This window comes from Alcanivorax sp. NBRC 102024, assembly GCF_001602235.1.
Classification (GTDB): Bacteria; Pseudomonadota; Gammaproteobacteria; order Pseudomonadales; family Alcanivoracaceae; genus Alcanivorax.
The window spans coordinates 380538-396684 of the sequence record NZ_BDAS01000002.1 but is presented as its reverse complement, the minus strand read 5'-3'; the positions used below and the strand labels follow the sequence as shown (position 1 = coordinate 396684).

The window sequence follows — 16147 nt, the reverse complement described above, 5'->3', positions numbered from 1 at the left end:
GCATAGCTCCTACAAAGAGAGCGATTCCTCCACCCGTGCGGCCTTGACCTCTTCCTGAAGCTCGGGGTAGAAATCCAGGAATCCCTGCTCCAGCGCCGCATAGCGGGGCGCGATTTCCTCAATGATGCCAGCGAAGCGGTTGGCAAAACGGATGCGCCCGGCAATCACATCCAGTGCCTGCCCCACCCGCGCCAGATCCCGGTATTGATTAAGCAGATCGTGTTCGATCAGCCGCTCCACCCTTTCACGCATGGGCGCATGCATCAGCGGCAGGCCGGATTGCAGATGCGCATAGTGACGGCGAATGGCGGCCTCCCGATCATGGCGATAAAACGCCGCCCAGTGCTGCCAGAGAAAATGATCAAACAGCACATCCAGGGCCACGCCGGCAAAGCGGCGACGGTCCGGTGAAAAAGTGCGACGCTGGGCCTGCACCCAGGGATGGTGATCAGTAAACCGGTCCACCAGACGATGGTTGTCCAGGCCCCGACGCACCGGCGCACTGAGCCGGGAGCGTTCCACGCCATGCATGAAATCCCCCAGCACATTGCCGACTTTGGAGGGCACCGAGGGCTGGGCCAGGGAGAGATGCGCCAGGTAGTTCATGATCTGTCCTGAAATCCTTGCACCATCAGCAACCCGTCCAGGCATCCCTCAACCGGGAGGCCAGCTGAACGGACGCCCCCCCAACACATGCACATGCAGGTGAAATACGGTCTGGCTGGCACCGGCCCCGTTGTTCACGTTCAGGCGAAAATCTTCCAGCCCCTCCTGCCCGGCTACCTGGCTGGCCACCAGCAGCAGGTGGCCCAGCAACGCCTGATCCTCTGCTTCTGCATCGGACAGCTTGGCAATCGGTTTCTTGGGGATCACCAGGAAGTGGGTGGGCGCCTGGGGATTGATATCCCGGAAAGCCAGACACTGGTCGTCTTCGAAAATGATATCGGCGGGAATCTCCCGGTCGATGATCTTGGAAAAGAGGGTTTCAGCCATGGTGGGTAACGCTCCGGATAGGCAGGAATGAACGATTTCTCCGGCACAAGGTGTGCCCCGGTTCACAGCTCGCACGCTAACTGCTCGTAAAATGCTCGCTGCGAGTGACGTGCACCTTAGCGGCAGACCAGAATAATGGCATTATAGCACCTGAATCCATGACGTCAGGGTCGCATGACGCGCCATGATGACGTCATGGACTCAGGAGACAGTCTGTCGAAACCCAACCTGATTCCACCGGAACCGCATGGCCACACTTTTTGTCGAAAATTTAACCGTCGCCGATTTCTCCTATCTGCATCCCAAACGCGGCATGGTCGGTGAATCCTGGCTGGTCGATCTGGAACTCACCGGCGACCTGGATCACCAGGGCATGGTGTTCGACTTCGGCCATATCAAAAAACGCATCAAGCAGATCATCGACGACAGCGTGGATCATCGCCTGCTGGTGCCGGTGGATAGTGAACACGCTACCGTGAGTGAACGGGACAACAACACCAGCCTGGAGTGGCTTTACCGGGGTGGCACCATCCGCATGGTGGCGCCCAGCGAAAGCCTGCTGCTGATGAACGGCCCGGAAATTTCCAAGGCCAACCTGACCCTGTTCCTGATGGACCTGGTGCAGCAGGTGGTACCGGAAAATGTGGCGGAAGTGCACATCGTGTTGCGCGAGGAAGATACCGGCACGGCCCCCTTCTATCACTATTCCCATGGCCTGAAGAAACACGACGGCAACTGCCAGCGTATTGCCCATGGCCATCGCTCCGGCATCCACATTTTCGAAAATGGCCGCCGCAGCCGCTACTGGGAAAAACTCTGGGCGGACCGCTGGGAAGATATCTACCTGGGTACCGAAGAGGACCTGGAAGGCACCTACTACATCGACGAAATCCCCCACCACCGCTTTCGCTACGATGCGCCCCAGGGGCATTTCGAGCTGGTCATCCCTGAGGACCACTGCTATCTGGTGGACACCGACACCACCGTGGAACAGCTGGCCGCCCACATTGCCGAGCAGCTGGCCACCGAAGCCCCCGGCAAACACTTTCGCGTGCGGGCCTTTGAGGGCGTGGGCAAAGGCGCCATCGCCGAAGCCGGGGAAAACCTGCCCGGCAAGGCCCACAGTGGTTGGCTAAGTGGGGCGGCGGTGATTTGAGAAGCAACGGCTAGCTATGAGCTTCAAGCTGTAACGCGGGAAAGACTGCACCCGTAACCGCGCCCCAGAGGCTGTAGGAGCGTCGCTGGCGGCGCGATTGAATGTAGGAGCACCTCTTGCAGGTGCGAACCGAGCGTAGCGAGGCAACAGAGGATTGTCGTCAGCCGTTCTTTCTGCAATCTGACGCACGCTGAAATACCTGATCGCCCTACGGGCGATTTCCGCGCAAGCGCGGTTCGCTATACAAGCATAGCTCCTACAAGCGGCTTCGTAGATATCTCAGCGCATGAGGAGCTTTTCAGGCTTGCCCTATCCCGGGAGCGTCGCTCGTAGCTACTCCTCCGCCAGAATACTTTCCGCCTCTTCCTGAATCAGCCGTCTCAACCAGCGATGGGCCACGTTGTGGTGCAGTAACGATGACCAGGCCATCTTCAGTTCGAACTGGGGAATATCAAAAGGCGGCTCCTTGATCAGCAGCCGTTCGTTCTGAGCCTGCATCCGCGCCACCCGGCTGGGGAGAGTGGCGACCAGGTCGTTGTTCATGGCCAGCAAGGCGGGCATCTGGTAGTGACGGGTAAAGATGCTGATCTTGCGGCTCTTGCCCAACTGCTCCAGGGCATGATCAATCCAGCCCAGGCCGCCGAGCTTTTCCGGATTCATGCCGAACCCCACCCCGAAACCGGTCTTCGAGACCCAGATATGTTGCGCAGACAGGTAACTGTCCAGATTGAAATCACCGGCAATGGGGTTATCCCGGTTCAGCAGACAGGAAAAGGAATCCTTCCACAGACTCACCTGGTGAAAGGAACCGGGAATCTCGTTGAACCGGTTCACCGCCATGTCCACCCGACCCTGCTCCATGTCCTGGTAGCTCACGTCCGAAGGGGTCAGGAAGTCCAGCACCACGTGCGGGGCTTCCGCACGCAGGCGCCGCACGATGTGGGGCACCAGGGTGGCCTCCGCATAATCGCTGGTCATGATGCGGAACACCCGACGGCTTTCCGAGGGCTGGAACACGTCCTCCGGGGTAAACAGCTGCTCCGCCTGGGACAGGATCTGTCGCACCAACGGGCGCAGTTCCTGGGCACGTTCCGTGGCGGTCATGCCGTCACTGGTCCGAATCAGCAGGGGATCACCGAATAATTCCCGCAGTCGCTTGAGGGAATTGCTCATGGCGGGCTGGGTAATGCCCAGTTGTTCTGCCGCCCGGGTCACATTCTGCTCGCGCAGCAGCACATCCAGGTACTTGAGCAGGTTCAGGTCAGCCGCACCAATATTCATGATATGAATCGACACCTAAGAAAACATCACCAAAATGGATTCTATAGCGCGGCATGCGGGGTGTCACATGGCAACGCGTTACGCCCCCAAAAGCAGACAATATCCGGGCATATCCCGCCACGTCGTGAGGTCTGCGTGAAAACATTGCAATGTAAAAGCAATTTTTACCGTTTTTGGTGTTAACCGGGTCGCTGTTTGAGGCTTAATGGCAAGCTGCCAGTATCGCCTAAAGGCAAAAAAATGCGTAAGGTCTAATGCACTGTTAACGCTACACCCTGTCGTGTTGTCTGGAACAGCCGCCCTGTATATAGAGGCTGATTTATTGTTCGCAGGTGTGATTCAGAGGTTACTATGACAAGCAGCGCAACCACGCGAGCCGAGAAGTTCGTGGTTCGATTTCCCAATGGCATGCGGGCCAGTGTCGCGGAAACCGCCGGCCTCAGCCATCGAAGCATGAATGCGGAGATCATTGCCCGCTTGCAACACAGTCTCAGCAATTGGCCCGCCACCTTGCCCCATGGCGAACCGGCAATTCCTGACGGCCAGGAAGAAGCGTACCTGCTGGAACGTTTCCGGCGTCTGCCTGCCGGTAAGCGACAGGCACTTTTGGCTCTGCTGGACTGAATGCAAACCGCCTTCTGTCCTTACAATGTGCCGCTGGCCGCCTGTGATTTTTTTCCATAGCCGGCATACTCTATGATGAAACATGGCCGTCATCGACGCACGGACACAAAGGAGCCCTATCGGCCGTGACCGCCCCCCAGAAACATAATCCGCTCCCCACCGGCAGTGACATCAAACTGCCGTGGCACCTGCGTCTGCCAAAGCCGCTGGAAAAAGACTTTCGCCTGTATTTTCTGGCCAGTGTGTCAAAGGTCGCACCCTGGGCGCTGGGCCTGGTCTCCACCCTGATTGCCACCGCCATGCTGATCGAGTCGTGGATCGGCACGGATGTGATCAGTAATTCCTGGCGGCCCCGACTCTTCACCTTGATGCTGGCCGGCGGCTGCGTGATTCTTGCCCGCAAACTCCAGTGGCGGGAATGGCTGCACCCGGCCACTCTGGCACTGGCGTTTGCCATCGCCCTGACTGGCAATTATCTGGGTGTGCATGTGGATCACCCTCTTGCCTACACCTTCTTCCTGCATACGCCCCTGTCGATCATCATGATCTGCATCCTCGTGCGGGTGCCTTTCTACTCCGCCCTGCTCAGTTCCACCGTGATGATCGGCGCCATGGTCGCCACTCTGCTGGCCAATCCGGAGCGGACCCCGTTCGAATCCATCACCCTGACCATGGTGACCCTGGCCTTTGCCAGCATGAGCCTGTTTGGCCAGTACGTGTATGAGCGGTTGCTGCGCCAGCACTTCCTCTCCGAGCACGTGCTTTACCAACACCGTAACGAGCTTCACTCCGCCAACCTGGTACTGGAAAACCAGGCCACCGTGGATGGCCTCACCGGCTGCATCAACCGGCGAGGCATGGAGTCCCGGCTCAATCACCTGTTCCACCTGCACAAGCAGGGCAATCCGGATGCCCCGGAACGCATCAGTCTTTTGCTGTTCGATATCGATTTTTTCAAACAGTACAACGATACCTACGGCCACCCGGCCGGGGACGAATGCCTGAAGAAAATATCCCATGTCCCCCTCTCGATGGTGCAGGCCGACACGGACTTTGTGGCCCGCTATGGTGGCGAGGAGTTCGTTATCATCCTTACCGATTCCAGCTTCAATGATGCCCTGGTGTTTGCGGAGCGGATGCGCAACCGGGTTGAACAACTGGGCCTGCCCCACAGCGGCTCCCGGGTTAGCCAGGTGGTCACCATCAGCGTGGGCGTCGCCTGCTCCGACCACGGCGCCAGCAATGGCGCCGAACTCCTGAAACAGGCTGACGAGGCCCTCTACCAGGCCAAAGGCGCTGGCCGTAACCGGGTGGCGATGACGAATAGTCAGGGATTGGTGGAGATGTTGAGTTAATTAATAGTTTCGCAGGCCAGCGACAGTGCCGCCTGCAAGCAAAGAGGCCGCGCCCAAAGCATGGGCGCGGCCTCTTACATTGAAGAACAGGAAAAGCCGTTTCGCGACGTTATTAATTATTCATTATTAACTATTAATTGCTTTCCATCTCCCCCACCACGGTCACCGGATCCAGCTTCTCCTCGAACCAGTTCAATCGCCAGTCCAGGTGCGGCCCGGTCGCGCGACCGGAGGCGCCGACCTTGGCCACCGGCTCGCCCTGCTTTACCGCCTGCCCTTTTTCCACCAACACCTCGCTGAGGTGGATCATGGTGGAGGAAACCCCGTAGCCATGATCCAGGATCAGGGTGCCACCGGAATAGTAATTATCGTCCTGCACCAGGGTCACCACCCCGTCCGCAGGAGCCACCACCACAGTGCCGGTGGGCCGGGCCACGTCCACACCATAGTGGGGCCGGCCCGGCTTGCCGTTGTAAACCCGCTGACTGCCATAGACACCACTGATACGGCCCGTGAGCGGCCACTGAAAATCACTGAGAAAGGCCAGCAGGGCAGAGTCCGTGTCCCGCGCCGTTTTGATTTCCGCCACCTCGCGACGAATCCGCTGGAGCACCGCTTCCGGTGGCGGCTCCACGGTACGCTGCGGCACCCCTTCGATACGCTGGATATCATACTCACGCTTGCTGAGGATTACCGGCACTTGCTGTGCCTTGCCCTGCTTTTCCAGCGTCAACACTTGCTCAAGGTCGGCATCCCGGCCAAAACCAACGGCAAAGAATCCTTCCGGTGTGGTCCGTACCGCCCTGTCACCCAGTTTGACCGTCACCCCGCTTGCCACCTGGCCACGCAACAGCGCCCCCTGGGTTCGCTGGCCTTCCAGAGAGAGCAGCCAGTCGCTGGCGAGGCACACAGATGACAGCAGGCAGAGCAATACAGCAAGAGTAATACGCACAGGAAACCTCAAGAAAACATTCGGTCGTCTTTCCGCAGGCGCGTCGCTGGCGGCGCAATACATTCCGTCTCGAGTGACGAATTACGGGACGCGACAATCAGCAGGCCCTACCGTTTTTCAGGTCTGCCTTTCGAAACTCGCTCCTCGCATTTCGCCGCTCTGGCTATCGCGCCGCCAGCGACGCTCCTACAGAAAACCCATCACAGAAAAGCACTGCCATCCTCCACATCCAGCTGCACCGGATCCAGATGTTTTGCGGCGTACTGACGCCACACCCCGGAGCGAATAAACAACCGGTACAGGTCCGGATCCAGGTGATCGTTGTCGCGCATTCGCTGCATGATGGCCAGGGCTTCGCTGAGCTTCAGCGGTGTCTTGTAGGGGCGCTCCTTGGCGGTAAGAGCCTCGAACACATCGGCGATGGCCATGATCCGCGCCGGGATCGACATCTGGTCACGGGTGAGCCCAAGTGGAAAACCGGTGCCATCCATTTTTTCATGGTGGCCGCCCGCATATTCCGGTACCTGGCGCAATTTGGGCGGAAACGGCAGTGACCCGAGCATGTCCAGGGTCACATCCATGTGGCCATTGATGATTTGCCGCTCTTCCGGAGTGAGCGTGCCCCGGGGGATACACAGGTTGTAAACCTCATCGTCGGTGAGCAGGGGCTTTTTCTGGCCCCAGGCATCGGTCCAGCGCCGCGCCGCGATGTCCCGCACCCGTTGCTGGTCCGCCTCGGCCATGGCTTCTCCGCCCCGATTGATGCGCTCCAGAAACGCCAGGTCCTCCTTCAACTGACCGATTTCTGCTTCCATGCGTTCACGGCTGGCTGGCTCGTCGGCGGGATCCAGCAAACAGGCCTTTTCATAGCGAAACTGGATCTCCCCGCGCAGGGCAGCAAAGCGGCTGGCCACCTCATCGATACGGTCATGGAGGGTGTGCAGCTTGGTGGACTTGTCCAACACCGAATCCGGCGTGGCCAGCTTGCCGCAGTCGTGCAACCAGGCCGCCACATGCAATTCGTACCAGCCGTCCTCATCCAGGGAAAAGTCCGCAAAGTCCGCATTATCCTCACAGGCCGCCTGGGCCAGCATTTCGGTAATCACCGGCACCCGCTGACAGTGGGCACTGGTGTGCGGACTCTTGGCATCAATGGCCTGGGCCAGCACCTTGATAAAGGCATCCAGCAGCTCCTTCAGCTCCTGCACCTGGCTTAGATTGCTCAAGGCAATCCCCGCGTAGGTCAGCAGGGACTGAAAGATCAGATCGCAGTGTTTCCCCAGCCGGTGCAAACGGGCCGGTAGCGAGCGGTTATAGGCCAGCTGCAGCACCCCGATCACCATGCCCTCATGATTGCGCAGGGGCCACAGCCGCAAGCCGCCGGCATCCGGTGCCAGCGCATCCAGCAAGTATCGGTCCTCCTCGCTGAGAGCACTCCGGGAGAGATCCACCGCCAGGGGCTTGCCGTCCTGGTAACACTGTTCCGGCAGGCCGCTTTTGCGCGCCATGGGGCAGAACAGGCTGGCCTCCTCATGCAGGGACGCATCACCGGCCCGGCGACACAGGCAGCTCAAACCCGGCTCAGGCTTGCCATCTGCATACAGCCACACCCAGCCGGTATCCGCCTCACACAGGTACAGAGCCTCATCCAGCAATACCTGCAGCAGGCGCGGCACATCCCGCTGCTCGCTGAGATGTTGCGCCACCCGCAACATGCGCGGCAGCAGATTTTCGTCCGTCACCGATGTGGTGTCAGGCAAAAAGGAGTTCATGAGCTATCCCGCTCCCAATGGTCATCCATAGCAAAATCGTGTGTTTGCCCAGCAAGCATAGGCTGAGCCAGGATTTCAGGCAAAAAACGTCGCTTTCCTCTATTCCTTTCGACCCACGCCCATACCGCCGGTTCAGCAACAATGGGATATCGCCGCTCGCCGCCCCTCTGCCTTGGCATATTCCGCCAGCAGCGACTTGAACGAAACACCAACAGCCCCTACCATCTGCCGGTTCCGAGCCAATCTGGATTCCTACCTCTCATGAGTGTCAGCTATCAACTGCCCGACGGGGCAACCATGGCGTTTGATCAGCCGGCGTCCGCCCTGGACATCGCCGAGCGTATCAGCAAAAAACTCGCCAAACAGGCTCTTGCCGCCAAAGTGGATGGCAAGCTGGTCGATGTTTATCTGCCCATCGAGGATGGCGCCACGGTAGAAATCATCACCCGCGACACCGACGACGGCCTGGAGTTGATCCGCCACGATGCGGCCCATGTCATGGCAGAGGCGGTGCAGGAGCTGTTCCCGGGAACCCAGGTCACCATTGGCCCGACCATCGAAAACGGCTTTTATTACGACTTCTACCGGGAAGATTCCTTCACCCCGGAAGACCTCAAATCCATCGAAAAACGCATGATGGAAATCGTGCGTCGCAACGAGGAAATTCGGCGTGAAGTCTGGGACCGGGACGAGGCCATCGACTTCTTCCTGAAAGCCGGTGAGGAATTCAAGGCGGAAATCATCCGCGACCTGCCCGCCGACCAGGAAGTGAGCCTCTACCGCCAGGGCGATTTCATCGACCTGTGCCGCGGCCCCCACCTGCCCAGCACCAGCAAGCTGGGCGACGGCTTCAAACTGATGAAAGTGGCCGGTGCCTACTGGCGCGGTGATGCCTCCAAGGCCCAGCTGCAGCGTATCTACGGTACCGCCTGGCGGGACAAGAAAGAACTCAACGCCTACCTCAAACAGCTTGAGGAAGCGGAAAAACGTGACCACCGCAAACTGGCCAAGGAAATGGGTCTGTTCCATATCCAGCAGGAAGCGGTGGGCAGCATGTTCTGGCACCCGAAAGGCTGGCGCATGCGCAAGAACCTGGAAAACTACATCCGCGGCAAGATGGAAAAAGGCGGCTACCAGGAAGTGGCCACCCCGCAGATGATGGACCGTATCCTCTGGGAAAAGTCCGGTCACTGGGACAAGTACGGCGATGACATGTTCACCGTCTGCACCCACGATCACCGGGAAATGGCGGTCAAGCCCATGAACTGCCCGGGCCACGTGCAGATCTTCAACCAGGGCATCAAGAGCTACCGGGACCTGCCCATTCGTCTCGGCGAGTTCACCACCCTGTTCCGTAACGAAGCCCACGGCGCCCTGCACGGCCTGATGCGCGCCCGCTCCTTCAGCCAGGACGATGCCCACATCTTCTGTACCGAAGGGCAGATCAACGAAGAAACCGCCGGGTTCATCACCATGCTGCGCGAGGTCTACAAGGATTTCGGCTTCGAGAGCTTCCGTATCAAGTTCTCCGACCGCCCGGAAAAACGTGCCGGTGCCGACGAGACCTGGGACAAGGCCGAAGGCGCCTTGCGCGATGCGGTGGAATCCCTGGGGCTGGAATGCGAACTGAACCCGGGTGAAGGGGCCTTCTACGGCCCGAAACTGGAATTTGTCCTGCGCGACGCCATTGGCCGTGACTGGCAGTGCGGCACCCTGCAGGTGGACTTCGTGCTGCCCGAGCGCCTGGACGCGGAATACGTGGCCGAAGACGGCTCTCGCCAGCGTCCGGTGATGCTGCACCGTGCGGTGCTGGGTTCCCTGGAACGCTTCCTAGGTATCCTGATCGAGTCCACCGCCGGGCACCTGCCCCTGTGGCTGGCGCCGGTACCGGTAGCGATCTGCACCATCACCAATGCGGCGGATGACTACGCCCGCAGTGTGAAGGAAAAGCTGGAAGCCGCCGGCATCCCGGCGGAACTGGACCTGCGTAACGAAAAGATCGGCTTCAAGGTCCGCGAGCATTCCCGCGCCAAGGTGCCGCAGATCTGGGTCATCGGTGAGAAAGAAGCGGACGAGCAACTGGTGGCCATCCGGACCCTGGGCTCCCAGGCCACCGACACGACTAGCCTGGACGCCGCCATCACCGCCCTGGCTAACGCGACCCGCCTGCCGATCTGAGGCCAAGAAACACCGTTGGAGCCTTGCTCGCAAGGCGAATAGAGGGTAACCCCCCTCGCTTTGCAAGCAAAGCTCCAACGGCCGCATTCAGCCCCCGGAGGCGTCATGTTCAAAGACAACGAACAACAGCCCGAAGGTTTCCAGGTACCGCTGCAAGAGGCCCTGGACAACCTGAAGCTCACCGACGACGGCCTGATCGCCGCCATCGCCCAGCAGCATGACACCGGCGAAGTGCTGATGATGGCCTGGATGAACCGGGAAGCCCTGGAGGAAACCCTGGCCACCGGTCGGGTCTGCTATTTTTCCCGCTCCCGGAAAACGCTCTGGCGCAAAGGCGAATCCTCCGGCCAGGTGCAGATACTGAAAGAACTGCGCATTGATTGCGACGCGGACACCGTGCTGGTGAAAGTGGACCAGACCGGTCCTGCCTGCCACACCGGCCGCCGCGACTGCTTCTACTGGAAAGCCGACGCCGACAGCGTCACCATCGACAAGACGCCGATCATCGATCCGAAAGAGCTTTACAAAAAATGAGCCTGAAACTGCACAACACCCTGACCGGGCAGAAGGACGACTTCATTCCGCTGGATCCCAACCGCATCACCCTCTACGTGTGCGGCCCCACGGTCTATAACTTCGTCCATATCGGCAATGCCCGCCCGGTGGTGGTGTTTGATGTGCTGTACCGGCTGTTGCAGCGCCTCTACCCGGAGGTGGCGTATGCCCGCAACATCACTGATATTGATGACAAGATCATCAAGGCCGCGGCGGAAAATGGCGAAGACATTGGTGCCCTCACCGAACGCTTCACGGCCGCCTTCGCCGAAGACATGGCGTCTTTGAATGCGAAAACCCCGAGCATCATTCCCAAGGCCACCGACCACATCAGCGAAATGATCGCCATGATCGAGACCCTGGTGAAAAAGGGCCACGCCTACGAGGCCGACGGCCAGGTGCTGTTTGCGGTGGAATCCATGCCCGACTACGGCAAGCTCTCCGGTCGCAAACTGGAAGACATGCTTGCCGGAGCGCGGGTGGAAGTGGCCGACTACAAGCGCCACCCCGGTGATTTCATCCTCTGGAAGCCATCTACCGATGACCAACCCGGCTGGGAGTCCCCCTGGGGCCGTGGCCGTCCCGGCTGGCACATCGAATGCTCCGCCATGATCCACAAGCACCTGGGTGACGTGATCGATATCCACGGTGGCGGCCAGGATCTGATCTTCCCGCACCACGAGAACGAGATCGCACAGGGCTGCTGCGCCCACGGCACCGACTACGTGCGCTACTGGATGCACAACGGCTATATCAATATCGACGGCGAAAAGATGTCCAAGTCTCTGGGCAACTTCCGTCTGGTCCGTGATCTGCTCACCCAGTACCACGGCGAAATCCTGCGTTTCGCGCTCATTTCCAGCCATTATCGGTCACCGCTGAACTTCTCCGCTGACCTGCTGGAGAATGCGGAGAAGGGGCTGGATACGCTCTACTACGCCCTGCTCGGCCGTGGCGAAACCGTGGAGCCGGAGGCCGGCTACCAATTGCCGGACAACCACCCGGTGCTGGCAGCCCTCAAGGATGACTTGAACACCTCCGAAGCGGTCAGCGCCCTGCACGCCATTGCCGGCGAGCTGAACAAGGCCGAGCTGGCCGACAAGCCGGCACTGAAAGCCGAACTGCTGGCCGCCGCCGACTTGCTGGGCCTGCTCACCGAGGACCCCACCGCCTGGTTCCAGAACAAGAACGCGGGCGAAGACGGGCTGAGCAACGAGGAAATCGATGCCCTGGTGGCTGAGCGCACCCAGGCGAAGAAAGACAAGAACTTCGCCCGCGCCGACGAGATCCGCCAGCAACTCACCGACGCCGGTATCCAGCTGGAAGACACCCGCGAAGGCACCCGCTGGAGTCGATAGAGAATAGCTACAAGCTTCAAGCCACAACACGGTGGAAGGTTTTCATGATCTAAAACGCAAGAAGCCGCGCCCATACTATGGACGCGGCTTCTTGCGTTGAAAAACACTTAACCTAGGATTCGCGTTGTAGCTTGTGGCTTGTGGCTCACATCACAGCTTCAGCGCTTCCATCCCCGGCAACCCTGGCAAATCCTCCCGGGTGGCATTGGCAAATCGCGGCTTCTCCAACTGCTCTTTCAACCCTTCCAGCGTCACCCGGGGCGCCTTGGTGGACACCAGATTCGCCAGCCAGACCGGCACATTGCCCCCCGGATCCACGAAGGTCTCGAATTTCACCCGTACCCAGCCGTCCGTCAGCGGCGTAATCACAAACTGGTTATCCAGGGCCGGGATGCGCACGAAGCCCGGCTGCTTGTCCTTGACGCCCTCGGCGTTCTCACTGTGCAGATGAATCTCGCCATCAGCGGTCTGGGTCAGTGTATTGACCAGCACCACATCCCGGTCCGCCACCGGCCAGATCCCGTTGAAACGCATATGGATGCGCTCTTTTTCCGTAATACTGAGGCGCTCTGCCCCCTGACTCTGGAAGATCCACTCCGGGAAGGTGTCCACCGCCGTGATCACCGCCAGTACCGAGGTGGCGCTGGCCTGTAATTCCACCACGCCCTTGAAAGCCTTCACCGGACTGTCGGAGACCTCGCGCACATAGGTAGTCACGTCACCCCGCTGCGAACCTTCATGGTTCAGCTCCCAATCCGCCGCCCAGGATGGGGCCGTCAACATCAACAACGTCAGAACAATGGCTCTCACAACACACTCCTCACAATCATGTCCGTGGCGCAGTATGCACCCGGCTTGCCGCCAGACAAGGGCATGCTCACAAATTGGCACAACCGGCCAAGGCGCCCCTAGGAGCCCATGCTTGCATGGCGAACCGGTGTGGGGAGGTTCGCCATGCAAGCATGGGCTCCTACAAGGACAGAATCAGCCTGCTCCCGCATCAAGGTAGCATCCGCCACCGGATTGGCCGTATCATGCCCCGTTGAGTTGACACCACACAGGTCTTGATACCGTGAAATCGCTTCTGCTCGGTATGCTCTGGTTATACCAGAAGCTGCTGAGCCCCTGGATCGGCAACCAATGCCGCTTCTACCCCACCTGCTCGGAATATGCCCGACAGGCGGTGGAAGTCCATGGCAGCCTGCGCGGCAGCGCGTTGGCAGCGAAGCGTTTGTGCAAGTGCCACCCCTGGCATCCCGGTGGTTTTGACTATGTGCCGGGCACCGAGCCCGGTCAGGAACAGCACCGCTGCAGAAAGCACAGCGCCCCGGGGGAGAACGCATCATGATGCCAGCTCGCCACGGCCTGTCGCTGTCACTGATTCTGGCGCTGTTCTGCGCCCAGCTACTCTTTGCCTGGCATGCGCCCGCTCACATCGATGCCCAGCCCCACGATTCCCACACGGAGCTGCTGGCCGCTGCGGATTGCCAGATCTGTACCCACGGCCAGGGCATGCTCGCCCTGCCCAACCACTATGTTCACGTCGTTTCCCTGCACGCCGAACCGGCCCCAGCCCCTGTGGCTGCCCCGGTACGACGCACCCTTGAACACCTTTCCTACCCCCCACGCGGCCCACCCGCCTCTGCTTGATACCGTTTGTTCAATCCGACAGCCCGCGCACGCTTCAACGTGATGGTCCTGCGTGCATAACGCTGTCGGACACCCGTTCCGGACCGCGACACCAGGCCCCTTGAATCCAGCGTCGCGGCCGCTCAAACGTGAAGACAGAGGTTTCTATGAATTCTCGACGCCACACCCTGGCCGGGTGCGTCGCCGTGGCGCTGGCTACATCGCTGGCCCCAACGGTCGTTCAGGCCGACAGCTCCGACTCTTCCGCCGCCAATGAACTGGAAGCGGTGAACGTCTCGGCCCTGCCTTTGGGCAGCGGCAGCCCCAGCACCCCGTACTCGGTGATGGATCAGCAAACCCTCACCCAGAAAAACGCCGCCACCCTGGGCGAAACCCTGAACAATCAGCCCGGTGTGCACAGCGATACCTTCGGTGGCGGCGCCAGCCGACCGGTGATCCGCGGCCAGAGCGGCCCACGCGTGGGCGTACTCAACGACGGCTCTGCGGTGCTGGATGCGTCCAAGATCTCCCCGGACCACACCGTCACCGTGGATCCCATGCTGGCCCGTCAGATCGAAGTCCTGCGCGGCCCGTCCACCCTGCTCTACGGCAGCGGTGCCAGTGGCGGCGTCGTGAATGTGCTGGACAGCCGTATTCCCACCGAACGCCCGCGTGAGGACGTGGAAGGCTTCGTAGGCGCCCGCGCCAACACCGTGGCCGATGAAAACGCCACCGCCGCCGGCATCACCTTCTCCGCCACCGACCATCTGGTGTTCCGGGTGGAAGGCAGCCGCCGGGACGCGGATGATTACGAAGTGGACGGCTTCGACCGCCTCACCGTGCCCGGCACCTACGCGGAAAGCGACAACAGCAGCATCGGCGCTTCCTGGATCGGTGACCAGGGCTTCTTCGGCATGGCCTACAGCTACCGTCGTGACAACTACGGCCTGCCCGGCCACAGTCACGAGTTCGAGGAGTGCGGTGTCAGCGGCAACAGCCTGGCCTGCCCGGACGAAGAGCACGACCACGAGCACGGCGAAGAGGTTACCCCCTTCGTGGACCTGGCCAGCCGCCGGGTAGACGCCCGGGGGGAATACCGCAACCCCATGGACGGCATCACCGCCATCCGCTTTCGCGGCAATCACACCGAATACCGCCACCATGAAATCGAGGAAGGCGAGATCGGCACCACCTTCCGCAACCGGGGCGGCGACGCCCGGCTGGAAGTGGAACATGCTCCCATCGGCGACTGGCGGGGCGTGGTCGGCATGCAGTACACCGACTTTGACTTCAGCTCCCTGGGGGGTGAAGCCTTCGTGCCGAAAACCGAAAGCCGGGCCCTGGCCCTGTTTGCGGTGGAAGAGTACCGGCTCAACGATCAATGGCGTTTCGAACTGGGCGCCCGCCAGGAGCGCCAGCGACTGCGCCCGGAAGACCGTCCCGGCGAAGCGCTACCGGATCTGAAGCAGGACAGCACCTCCCTGTCCGCCGCCGCCAACTGGGCATTCGTGCCGGGTTATGAGCTGGTACTGTCCGTGGGCCACGCCGAGCGCGCCCCCAGCGCCCAGGAGCTGTATGCCGAAGGGGTGCACCTGGCCACCAACACCTACGAGTGCGGTCTTCTCAGTGCCTGCGGTGGCGGCCAGCGGGACCTGGACGACGAGGTCAGCCTCAACGCCAACCTGAACCTGCGCAAGACCCAGGGCGACTGGCTGTTTGATCTGGGCGTGTTCGAGAACCGCATCAATAACTACATCTACGCCCGCACCCTGGACCAGATCGAAGATTTCCGCCTGATCAAGTACAGCCAGCGGGATGCCACCTTCACCGGTGCCGAAGCCTCGGCAAGCTACTACGGCGTCGACCCCATCGGCATTACCGTATTCGGCGACATGGTACGCGCAACCTTCGATGACGGCGGTTATCTGCCACGCATCCCCGCCAAGCGGCTGGGTACCCGGCTCAACACCTACGTGGGCCATTTCGATGCGGAGCTGGAGTACTACCGCACCTTCGCCCAGGACCAGATCACCGGTTTCGAGGAGCGTACCGATTCCTTCGACATGGCCAACATCACCGTCAGCTACCGGCTGCGCGGCGACCAGCGCTACACCTTTTTCGTGCGCGGCAACAATCTGCTCGGTGAGGAAGTGTTCAACCACACCTCCTTCCTGGCCAGCACCGTGCCGGAACCGGGCCGCAACCTGACCGTGGGCACCCGTATCGAGTTTTGACGCCTGGATCGTTAAGTGAAAACGACATACCCCGGCGCCATTATTCCGCCGGGGTCGCGA

At 60.5% G+C, this 16147-nt stretch carries 15 protein-coding genes; 9 read left to right on the top strand and 6 right to left on the bottom strand.

The window, feature by feature from the left end; translation table 11 throughout:
- Window positions 1-9 precede the first annotated feature (9 nt).
- Together A0251_RS05540 and A0251_RS05535 are read right to left on the bottom strand one after the other, a co-directional pair.
- Window positions 10-606 (bottom strand): ACP phosphodiesterase, encoded by a 597-nt coding sequence (locus A0251_RS05540; RefSeq protein WP_062815833.1) that lies wholly within the window; start codon window positions 604-606, stop codon window positions 10-12.
- Between the two features lie 48 nt (window positions 607-654).
- Window positions 655-993: a histidine triad nucleotide-binding protein gene (locus A0251_RS05535; protein ID WP_062815832.1), complete on the bottom strand. Its 339-nt coding sequence runs from the start codon at window positions 991-993 to the stop codon at window positions 655-657.
- 247 nt (window positions 994-1240) lie between these two features.
- Here A0251_RS05535 and A0251_RS05530 point away from each other — a divergent pair, with 247 nt between their 5' ends.
- Window positions 1241-2149 (top strand): 6-carboxytetrahydropterin synthase, encoded by a 909-nt coding sequence (locus A0251_RS05530; protein WP_062815831.1) that lies wholly within the window; start codon window positions 1241-1243, stop codon window positions 2147-2149.
- A gap of 333 nt (window positions 2150-2482) precedes the next feature.
- Here the strand turns inward: A0251_RS05530 and A0251_RS05525 are convergent, their stop codons facing one another.
- Complete coding sequence (locus A0251_RS05525; RefSeq protein WP_062815830.1) at window positions 2483-3430, bottom strand: LysR family transcriptional regulator; 948 nt, start codon at window positions 3428-3430, stop codon at window positions 2483-2485.
- A 351-nt stretch (window positions 3431-3781) separates the two neighbouring features.
- Between A0251_RS05525 and A0251_RS05520 the strand changes: the two genes are divergently transcribed.
- Both A0251_RS05520 and A0251_RS05515 read left to right on the top strand, forming a co-directional pair.
- Window positions 3782-4054, top strand: a complete 273-nt coding sequence (locus tag A0251_RS05520; RefSeq protein ID WP_062815829.1) for an Arc family DNA-binding protein — start codon at window positions 3782-3784, stop codon at window positions 4052-4054.
- Window positions 4055-4179: 125 nt separating this feature from the next.
- Window positions 4180-5409: a GGDEF domain-containing protein gene (locus tag A0251_RS05515; protein WP_062815828.1), complete on the top strand. Its 1230-nt coding sequence runs from the start codon at window positions 4180-4182 to the stop codon at window positions 5407-5409.
- Window positions 5410-5542: 133 nt separating this feature from the next.
- Here A0251_RS05515 and A0251_RS05510 read toward each other — a convergent pair whose 3' ends face one another.
- Both A0251_RS05510 and A0251_RS05505 read right to left on the bottom strand, forming a co-directional pair.
- The gene (locus tag A0251_RS05510) at window positions 5543-6361 is read right to left on the bottom strand and encodes a M23 family metallopeptidase (protein WP_231874169.1); all 819 of its coding nucleotides are present in this window, start codon (window positions 6359-6361) and stop codon (window positions 5543-5545) included.
- 200 nt (window positions 6362-6561) lie between these two features.
- Window positions 6562-8133 (bottom strand): HD domain-containing phosphohydrolase, encoded by a 1572-nt coding sequence (locus A0251_RS05505; protein WP_062815826.1) that lies wholly within the window; start codon window positions 8131-8133, stop codon window positions 6562-6564.
- A 261-nt stretch (window positions 8134-8394) separates the two neighbouring features.
- On the opposite strand from A0251_RS05505, the gene thrS reads away from it, so the two are divergent.
- The 3 genes from thrS to cysS all read left to right on the top strand — a co-directional run bounded on the left by thrS (window position 8395) and on the right by cysS (window position 12224).
- Complete coding sequence (thrS, locus tag A0251_RS05500; RefSeq protein WP_062815825.1) at window positions 8395-10311, top strand: threonine--tRNA ligase; 1917 nt, start codon at window positions 8395-8397, stop codon at window positions 10309-10311.
- A gap of 105 nt (window positions 10312-10416) precedes the next feature.
- The gene (gene hisI, locus A0251_RS05495; protein ID WP_062815824.1) at window positions 10417-10845 is read left to right on the top strand and encodes a phosphoribosyl-AMP cyclohydrolase; all 429 of its coding nucleotides are present in this window, start codon (window positions 10417-10419) and stop codon (window positions 10843-10845) included.
- On the top strand, window positions 10842-12224 hold the full coding sequence (cysS, locus tag A0251_RS05490; RefSeq protein WP_062815823.1) for a cysteine--tRNA ligase: 1383 nt from the start codon (window positions 10842-10844) through the stop codon (window positions 12222-12224). The genes hisI and cysS overlap by 4 nt, the downstream gene beginning before the upstream one ends.
- A gap of 150 nt (window positions 12225-12374) precedes the next feature.
- Here the strand turns inward: cysS and A0251_RS05485 are convergent, their stop codons facing one another.
- A complete protein-coding gene (locus A0251_RS05485; protein ID WP_231874168.1) occupies window positions 12375-13034 on the bottom strand; it encodes a hypothetical protein in 660 nt (219 codons plus the stop codon).
- Between the two features lie 262 nt (window positions 13035-13296).
- Here A0251_RS05485 and yidD point away from each other — a divergent pair, with 262 nt between their 5' ends.
- The 3 genes from yidD (at window position 13297) to A0251_RS05470 (ending at window position 16087) form a co-directional block, all read left to right on the top strand.
- On the top strand, window positions 13297-13572 hold the full coding sequence (gene yidD, locus A0251_RS05480) for a membrane protein insertion efficiency factor YidD (RefSeq protein WP_082810771.1): 276 nt from the start codon (window positions 13297-13299) through the stop codon (window positions 13570-13572).
- Window positions 13569-13874 carry a hypothetical protein gene (locus A0251_RS05475; RefSeq protein WP_062815820.1) on the top strand — a complete coding sequence of 102 codons (306 nt, stop codon included), beginning with the start codon at window positions 13569-13571 and terminating at the stop codon, window positions 13872-13874. Before yidD ends, A0251_RS05475 begins: the two co-directional genes overlap by 4 nt.
- A 146-nt stretch (window positions 13875-14020) precedes the next feature.
- Entirely contained in the window at window positions 14021-16087 is a 2067-nt protein-coding gene (locus A0251_RS05470) for a TonB-dependent receptor domain-containing protein (RefSeq protein ID WP_062815819.1), read from the top strand.
- Window positions 16088-16147: the final 60 nt, after the last annotated feature.

What these genes read in the sequence shown, in the direction of transcription:
- thrS (WP_062815825.1), top strand. Translation starts at nt 8,395, where the DNA reads ATGAGTGTCAGCTATCAACTGCCCGACGGGGCAACCATGGCGTTTGAT.
- A0251_RS05530 (WP_062815831.1), top strand. Translation starts at nt 1,241, where the DNA reads ATGGCCACACTTTTTGTCGAAAATTTAACCGTCGCCGATTTCTCCTAT.
- A0251_RS05535 (WP_062815832.1), bottom strand. Translation starts at nt 993, where the DNA reads ATGGCTGAAACCCTCTTTTCCAAGATCATCGACCGGGAGATTCCCGCC.
- A0251_RS05520 (WP_062815829.1), top strand. Translation starts at nt 3,782, where the DNA reads ATGACAAGCAGCGCAACCACGCGAGCCGAGAAGTTCGTGGTTCGATTT.
- hisI (WP_062815824.1), top strand. Translation starts at nt 10,417, where the DNA reads ATGTTCAAAGACAACGAACAACAGCCCGAAGGTTTCCAGGTACCGCTG.
- A0251_RS05475 (WP_062815820.1), top strand. Translation starts at nt 13,569, where the DNA reads ATGATGCCAGCTCGCCACGGCCTGTCGCTGTCACTGATTCTGGCGCTG.
- cysS (WP_062815823.1), top strand. Translation starts at nt 10,842, where the DNA reads ATGAGCCTGAAACTGCACAACACCCTGACCGGGCAGAAGGACGACTTC.
- A0251_RS05505 (WP_062815826.1), bottom strand. Translation starts at nt 8,133, where the DNA reads ATGAACTCCTTTTTGCCTGACACCACATCGGTGACGGACGAAAATCTG.
- A0251_RS05470 (WP_062815819.1), top strand. Translation starts at nt 14,021, where the DNA reads ATGAATTCTCGACGCCACACCCTGGCCGGGTGCGTCGCCGTGGCGCTG.
- A0251_RS05525 (WP_062815830.1), bottom strand. Translation starts at nt 3,430, where the DNA reads ATGAATATTGGTGCGGCTGACCTGAACCTGCTCAAGTACCTGGATGTG.
- A0251_RS05540 (WP_062815833.1), bottom strand. Translation starts at nt 606, where the DNA reads ATGAACTACCTGGCGCATCTCTCCCTGGCCCAGCCCTCGGTGCCCTCC.